At 45.1% G+C, this 6,649-nt stretch carries 8 protein-coding genes; 2 read left to right on the top strand and 6 right to left on the bottom strand.

The window, feature by feature from the left end:
* Window positions 1–29: 29 nt before the first annotated feature.
* Both AMS66_RS25845 and AMS66_RS25840 read right to left on the bottom strand, forming a co-directional pair.
* Entirely contained in the window at window positions 30–260 is a 231-nt protein-coding gene (locus tag AMS66_RS25845; RefSeq protein ID WP_017692114.1) for a hypothetical protein, read from the bottom strand.
* Between the two features lie 210 nt (window positions 261–470).
* A complete protein-coding gene (locus AMS66_RS25840) occupies window positions 471–1,088 on the bottom strand; it encodes a stage II sporulation protein M (protein ID WP_053783529.1) in 618 nt (205 codons plus the stop codon).
* Between the two features lie 121 nt (window positions 1,089–1,209).
* Here AMS66_RS25840 and pdaB point away from each other — a divergent pair, with 121 nt between their 5' ends.
* Window positions 1,210–1,986: a polysaccharide deacetylase family sporulation protein PdaB gene (gene pdaB / locus AMS66_RS25835; RefSeq protein ID WP_053783528.1), complete on the top strand. Its 777-nt coding sequence runs from the start codon at window positions 1,210–1,212 to the stop codon at window positions 1,984–1,986.
* A 134-nt stretch (window positions 1,987–2,120) separates the two neighbouring features.
* Here pdaB and AMS66_RS25830 read toward each other — a convergent pair whose 3' ends face one another.
* Window positions 2,121–2,753, bottom strand: a complete 633-nt coding sequence (locus tag AMS66_RS25830) for a KinB-signaling pathway activation protein (RefSeq protein ID WP_053783527.1) — start codon at window positions 2,751–2,753, stop codon at window positions 2,121–2,123.
* A gap of 125 nt (window positions 2,754–2,878) precedes the next feature.
* Here AMS66_RS25830 and gerD point away from each other — a divergent pair, with 125 nt between their 5' ends.
* Complete coding sequence (gene gerD, locus AMS66_RS25825; RefSeq protein WP_053783526.1) at window positions 2,879–3,637, top strand: spore germination lipoprotein GerD; 759 nt, start codon at window positions 2,879–2,881, stop codon at window positions 3,635–3,637.
* Between the two features lie 96 nt (window positions 3,638–3,733).
* On the opposite strand, the gene AMS66_RS25820 is transcribed toward gerD, so the two are convergent.
* The 3 genes from AMS66_RS25820 to sat all read right to left on the bottom strand — a co-directional run.
* Window positions 3,734–4,834 (bottom strand): Mrp/NBP35 family ATP-binding protein, encoded by a 1,101-nt coding sequence (locus tag AMS66_RS25820; protein ID WP_053783525.1) that lies wholly within the window; start codon window positions 4,832–4,834, stop codon window positions 3,734–3,736.
* Window positions 4,835–4,913: 79 nt separating this feature from the next.
* Window positions 4,914–5,672: an N-acetylmuramoyl-L-alanine amidase CwlD gene (cwlD, locus tag AMS66_RS25815; protein WP_053783524.1), complete on the bottom strand. Its 759-nt coding sequence runs from the start codon at window positions 5,670–5,672 to the stop codon at window positions 4,914–4,916.
* 68 nt (window positions 5,673–5,740) lie between these two features.
* Window positions 5,741–6,649: sulfate adenylyltransferase (gene sat, locus AMS66_RS25810; RefSeq protein ID WP_053783523.1), on the bottom strand; the 909-nt coding region annotated here is incomplete at its 5' end.

Raw genomic sequence — 6,649 nt, 5'->3', positions numbered from 1 at the left:
TTAACTTCAGTATCCCACCGACCACATCACTACGGCTTGGATTTTTTTAATTTACCGCCTCTAGCATATTTGGAGAGCTCTTTGGGTGGCGCAAAGCGTGCATACATACGGAACACTGTCTTGTAGCGACTCGCTATGGCGTATTTAATTTCTTGATCGAGACGGTTGTCACTTAAGTCGAACAACATTTCATCGAGCTCTTTGCGCAATACATAATCCAGTTCCTTGCATTCCTTCTCGTTAAACAGCATACCCAGCATTAGAGTTCTCCTTTTTCTGCATATGGATAATGGCGTGTCCCCATGTATGTCATATTCGGGCCCCTTTAATTCAGGCTATATATCAGACAACGCCGGTTTTAGTAGCAAACCCAGGATCATCTTTGTTTGTCCTTTTATGGTTGCTACTGAAACCCGTTTTATTGTTATGGTCAACTTTCTGAAAATTTATGAATGTCATCCCATACAAATTTATCCTCGCACCAGGCTGTAGGTAAGTGTACTTTCGATAATCGCTGCAACAAAAAGCAAAATAACAATCCAGAAGGATGCAGTTACCGTTGTGCGCATAAAGGCACTCCACTGGCTTCCAATCATATTTCGTTTCTCCCCGCCAAATTGAATAAGACTTTTGAGTACTAGCCCACCAAACCTTAGACCGAATGCACAAGCGATAATAATTACCGGAATTTCAATAATGCCATGTGGAAGAAGTCCTTTTACAACAATATCAAAGAGGCTGGCCCCATAGTTCATTGTGGTGTGTACCAGAAAACCGATAACCATTCCGTTGATCAACAGGAAAATGACAGGCAGAATGCCAAAGAAGATACCGGCATAGATCACGAGTACACTTTTGATGGCATTATTGAAAAAGATAAAGAGGAAAAAGTTCCATTGCACATTGCTCCCCTGCTCCAGCCTTTCACTAACCTCTCTTAGTCCCCCAATTTGATTCAACAATATATCCTCAAGTGGTCCTGTACTCACCCATCCTGTTCCTATTCCAACAACAAACAATACGATCGACCAGATTAATGCACCACGAATGGAACCTAAAGCTCTAAGAAATGTACTGAATTTTAACATGATATCCTCCTGTGAAACCAAGATGTTGGACAAACAAACGTCTGATACGAATAACTGCGAGGTACGAGCATACATTGGAGAGTAAACAAGCATTTCTTATGGGAGAGGGGCGCTTATTGAAATGAACTCGTTCTATGTATTTAGCGGCAAAAAGATCAAACGTTTCCTGATTGTGCTGGTTGCTGCCGTCTTTGCTATCGGGATTATTTATCTGGAGAGCGGCAATATTTCTGTATTCTCGGAGGATGCACCATCCGCCGTGTACAGCGTTCCAACCGAGAAGAAGGTTATTGCACTAACCTTTGACATTAGCTGGGGAGATAAAAGGACAGAGCCTATTCTGAAGGTCCTCCAAGATAATAAAGTGCAGAAGGCAACATTCTTCTTGTCCTCCCCCTGGAGTAAGACACACCCCGAGATTGTAACAGCCATCAAAGACGCAGGATACGAAATTGGCAGCCATGGTCACAAGCATGATAATTACAGCAGTCTGACTGAAGAGGAGATCCGCAAGGAAATTTCGACAGCTCATAGCATTTTAACCGATTTAACGGGAAAAGAACCGAAATTGCTACGTCTGCCTAATGGCGACTTTGACAAACGTGTTCTCCAGGTAGCCAGCAGTCTAAATTACCAAGTTGTCCAATGGGACACTGATTCGCAGGATTGGAAAAACCCTGGTGTACAGACCATCGTTGATCGTGTTGTCAGCAAGGCACATCCGGGTGACATCGTGTTGCTGCATGCCAGTGATTCCTCGAAACAAACACACGAAGCATTGCCTGTCATTATCGACAAGTTAAAAAATCAAGGGTATGAATTCGTGACGGTTTCCGAGCTACTCAACCATTCAAGCGTCAAAGGTACGGAAGTTCGCGATCAGGCCAGCGTACAGTAAACGCACAGTAATGCGCCCGCCACTGCAACTGCATAAAAACCTTCGGGACATTTCATGCAAAAGGCGCTGAAGCGCCATAAATGAAAAGAGCTAACCAGGTTAGCTCTTTTTGGCGTTTTTTTGTAAGATAATCGCTACGCATGGCTTTCTTGTATCTGCTCGGTTTTTCCATTCACCCGCTGCTCCATAGAGACATCTACCAGCCTGTGCAATATCAGCATTTGGTATGCATTACAGATTAACAATGGAACCACAATAAAGATGGTAGCCGCATTCACATCAATTCGCAACACACCGATCGTCTCCACTACAGTAACAGCCACCATGAAAAAGAGTGTAGGCACCAGCGCCGAAATATGTGTCTGTTTTACCTTTACGTAAGCGGTAACAATTCCAGCTGCCAAAATAATGATTCCAAGCACAATATCGGATAGGCGTTCTCGTTCCCCACCGACAAACAAACGTAAAAACATTACATCAAGCAGAGCCAAAACCGTTAGAACCATCTGTACAATTTGCCAACTGCGTTTCGAAAATACACCTTTGCCCATATAGTTCAATATCAAGTATGCGAAAAAACCCATTTGCGAATACACGCTAATCATAATACCCGAACCGAACAAGATGAGGAGATAAATTAAAAAATCGGTCATTCCATTCGTTTTTTCTCCATTAACCAACATCATAATTAGACCCGTCACTAATGATCCTGCAGCCCCAATAAGCAAAGCTGACCAAAATAGGAAAAACCATTTACGTAAATTCAAATGTTTTCCACCCCCGAGAGTTTATTTTACCAACCTTCACAGCAAAAAACCATCATCATTCAACATATTTAGCGGTTTCCCATCACATACTACATCCAGTATCTAATCAAGGAGGGGTTGTGCATATGAAACGGCCTTTGTGGCAGTTATGCTGTGTCGTACTTGGACTATCCGTCATGCTCGCCGGCTGTGGCTCAGATCAGAATTATTCGCCCCCTCAGGGCGGTTATAAAGAGATGAAAACAATGGTCGTGGATATTCTCAAAAGCGACGAAGGCAAAAAAGCGGTCGAGGAAGCGCTCACCGGACAAAGTTCTTCTGGTGGTGGTGAAGGCGGTGCTTCTGGCCAAAATGGTGCTTCAGGCGGTGGGTCTGGAACAGTGGGTATGAAAATGTTAATGCCTATGCAATCTTCAGAACAAATACGTATAGCTGTAAAAGATACTATCACGGCTCCTGAATACCAGAAGGAATTCGAAAAAATTATGACGGATCCACAATTTGCGGGTGAATTCGCCAAAGTGATTAACTCCCAAAGCAAACAATTGCATATGCAGTTAATCAAAGATCCAACGTATCAAAAATCCATTGGGGATGTCATGAAATCTCCGGAAGTATCCAAGATGTTCATGGATATGACCAAAACGCCAGAATATCGTAAACAAACGATGACCGTTATGCAGGAAGTCATGCAAAATCCTTTATTCCGGATGGAAGTGCTGACTTTGCTTAAAAAGGTAGTTCAGGATGAGTTGCAACCCAAAACAGAACAAGGCGGCAAACAGGAAGGCCAAAGCAAAGACGATAATGGAGATGGCGGAAGTGGCGGAAGTGGCAGCAGTGACGGTAGTAGTGGTGGCGACGGAAGTAATGGTGGATCATAAGAAGCATAGAAATATTTAATGTTAAAGCTATCACATGTTGAAAAAAGCCCGCATCCATTGGATGTGGGCCATTTTATATTTTACGTCATAAGAAAATCAAAACTTGGCATCAACAGACTGGGCAACCTCATCGTAGATCGCACCGATGCTTGAATCCGCCTTATACACGGATGGGGAAAAATCAGGCTCCGAGATATGATTATCCGGCGCTCCCAGTGGAATCTGTGCTAGCAGCTCTGTATGGAGGCTCTCGGCAAGAGTACCACCACCGCCCCGACCAAATACATAATCTTTTTCGCCGCATTTGCTGCATTCATAATAAGCCATATTCTCTACGACACCCAGCAGCTCATGTTCCGTCTGAATGGCCATGGCGCCAGCACGTGCAGCTACAAAAGCAGCTGTTGCATGCGGTGTTGTAACGATGATTTCTTTGCTGTGTGGCAGCATCTGATGTACGTCTAGTGCGACGTCCCCCGTACCCGGAGGCAGATCAAGCAGCATATAATCCAGCTCTCCCCAATTTACATCGGTAAAGAATTGGCGCAACATTCTCCCCAACATGGGTCCACGCCAGATGACCGGGTTATTCTCCCGAATAAAGAATCCCATCGACATGACTTTTACGCCGAAACGCTCAACAGGTTGGATAATCCCGTCCTCAACGACTGGATATTCCTCAATGCCCATCATATCAGGTACACTGAAGCCATATATATCTGCATCAATCAAGCCAACCCTCTTGCCTTGGCGTGCCAGAGCGGCAGCCAAATTAACGGTTACCGTCGATTTACCGACGCCTCCTTTACCACTAGCCACAGCAATAAAACGTACGCCGGATTCAGGACTTAACAATTCATGCCCGTCCAGCCCTGCTGCATGGCCTTTGACAAGCACTTCATCCTGATTCTCCTCATAATCCGCTTGTCCTATATTCAGGCTCTCACGCTCATTCTCAGACGCTGCACGCAGACGAATATGTACATCATTCACTCCGTGTTGGGACAACAGGTTGCGAGCGGCATCGCTTAGAGCAGTTGTATCCTCTGTGCGGTTCTCCAGCGTCACCATAGTAAGAGCAACATGATTTTCTTTAACCATGACATCACGGACCCACTGCAGTTCAGTCAAACTTACGCCCAATTGCGGTTCCTGCAATGGCTGCAATAGTTCAAGTATCTGTTCTTTTGATAACATCAGACAGCACCTCAGCTTTATCTATTGGCATGTAATTAGGTATGCTGAACCAATTATATCATTACCTTTCTCATTGTGACTAACTTTTAGGACGTTCTCCTGAGGAATAACGGAGAATCCCGTTATAGATGGATGCAGCCACTTTGCGCTGATAGGATTCATCTGCAAGCAGACGCGCCTCTTCAGGGTGAGAAAGGAAACCCACCTCCACAAGTGCCGAGGGAATTTTTAGTGCCTGGAGCAAATAAACGGTATTTACCGTTTTTGCAATTCGATCTGTATTTTCCAGATTACGAATCATTTCTTGCTGAAGCAGGTTGGCTAATCCTTCATTATCGGGATGATTGGGTGTATAAAACACTTGCGCACCACTCCAGCGGTTCGAAGGAACACTGTTCATATGAATGCTGATAAAGAGATCTGCCTGTTTGTCCTCGATTCTTCTTACTCTTTGTTTTAGATCCTCCGTCTTGCGTTTGGAGTACCCTCTGGTATCTGAAGCAGCCAGATCGGTGTCTATTTCTCGGGTCATCACAACCAAGGCCCCTGCTTGCTGCAGATAATCTCGTACGTACAACGCAATCGATAAATTGATATCTTTCTCAATGACCCCCTGCTTACTCACTGCTCCCCCATCTGGGCCACCATGTCCTGCATCAATGGCTATGACTTTACCTGCTAACGGTAAACCCCAGTAACTGGACATTTTGGAGGAGGGCAACTCATACGTTACCACTGCCACAAACATGGCAAGCAAACACAGGCTTAACATGACCCTCTTCATGGTGCGTAACCTAATCCAGACCACAAAGTGCTTCTTCCCCATATTTTTACGCATAAAAAAACCACCTCGTCCCTATAAATGACTCTAATCATCTATATGGGACAAGATGGACAAATATACCGTTAGGAGCGGACTTGCTCTGCCATTCCTTCAATAAGCACCTCAGCTACCTCAGGGCGCGTAAATTCAGGTGGAGGGCATTGGCCGTCTCGTAGCAAGCCACGTACTTTGGTGCCAGACAGAGCCATATGGTGTTCTTTATCATGCGGGCAGGTTTTGCTTGATGCCATGTTGCCACATTTGGTGCAGAAAAAACTATGTTCGAAGAACAAAGGCGTGATATCGAGTTCTTCCGGTGTGAAGTTAGAAAAGATCTCCTGAGCTTCATACGTTCCATAGTAGTCACCTACACCTGCATGGTCACGGCCTACAATAAAGTGGGTACAACCATAATTTTTACGTACCATAGCGTGAAAAATTGCCTCTCTTGGGCCAGCATAACGCATAGCCGCCGGGAATACGCCGAGGAATGCACGATCAGCCGGATAATAGTTCTCAAGCAAAACCAGATAACTCTTCATTCGTACATCGGCAGGTACGTCATCAGACTTCGTTTCGCCTACAAGCGGGTTTAAGAACAGGGCGTCCACAATCTCCATTGCACTCTTCTGAATGTACTCATGGGCACGATGGACCGGATTACGCGTCTGAAAACCGACAACCGTCTTCCATCCCTTATCCTGGAACGTTTTCCGTGTCTCAGCAGGATCATAGTAGAACTGTTCGAACTTGGCTGGTTTGGGGCGATTCAGCACTTGAATTGGACCTCCTACATACATTGCAGGTCGTTCCAGCAGTTTTTTCACACCCGGGTGCTCTGGATCATCCGTCTTGAAGACACGACGTGCTTCTTCACCCTGATCTACTTTGTATAAGCTCTTCACTTCCAACAATCCATAGGTTACCCCATCATCATCACCAATAAGTGCCACAGTCTCACCGATCTGGAATGATGCAGCCTGTTGCTCATC

Origin of the sequence: Paenibacillus xylanivorans (assembly GCF_001280595.1) — a bacterium.
In the GTDB taxonomy this organism is placed as follows: domain Bacteria; phylum Bacillota; class Bacilli; order Paenibacillales; family Paenibacillaceae; genus Paenibacillus; species Paenibacillus xylanivorans.
This window is presented reverse-complemented; position numbering and strand designations above follow the sequence as displayed.

Excerpts from the sequence above, each read along its gene's own strand:
- AMS66_RS25845 (WP_017692114.1), bottom strand. The coding sequence starts at position 260 with ATGCTGGGTATGCTGTTTAACGAGAAGGAATGCAAGGAACTGGATTAT.
- AMS66_RS25840 (WP_053783529.1), bottom strand. The coding sequence starts at position 1,088 with ATGTTAAAATTCAGTACATTTCTTAGAGCTTTAGGTTCCATTCGTGGT.
- pdaB (WP_053783528.1), top strand. The coding sequence starts at position 1,210 with ATGAACTCGTTCTATGTATTTAGCGGCAAAAAGATCAAACGTTTCCTG.
- gerD (WP_053783526.1), top strand. The coding sequence starts at position 2,879 with ATGAAACGGCCTTTGTGGCAGTTATGCTGTGTCGTACTTGGACTATCC.
- AMS66_RS25820 (WP_053783525.1), bottom strand. The coding sequence starts at position 4,834 with ATGTTATCAAAAGAACAGATACTTGAACTATTGCAGCCATTGCAGGAA.
- cwlD (WP_053783524.1), bottom strand. The coding sequence starts at position 5,672 with ATGCGTAAAAATATGGGGAAGAAGCACTTTGTGGTCTGGATTAGGTTA.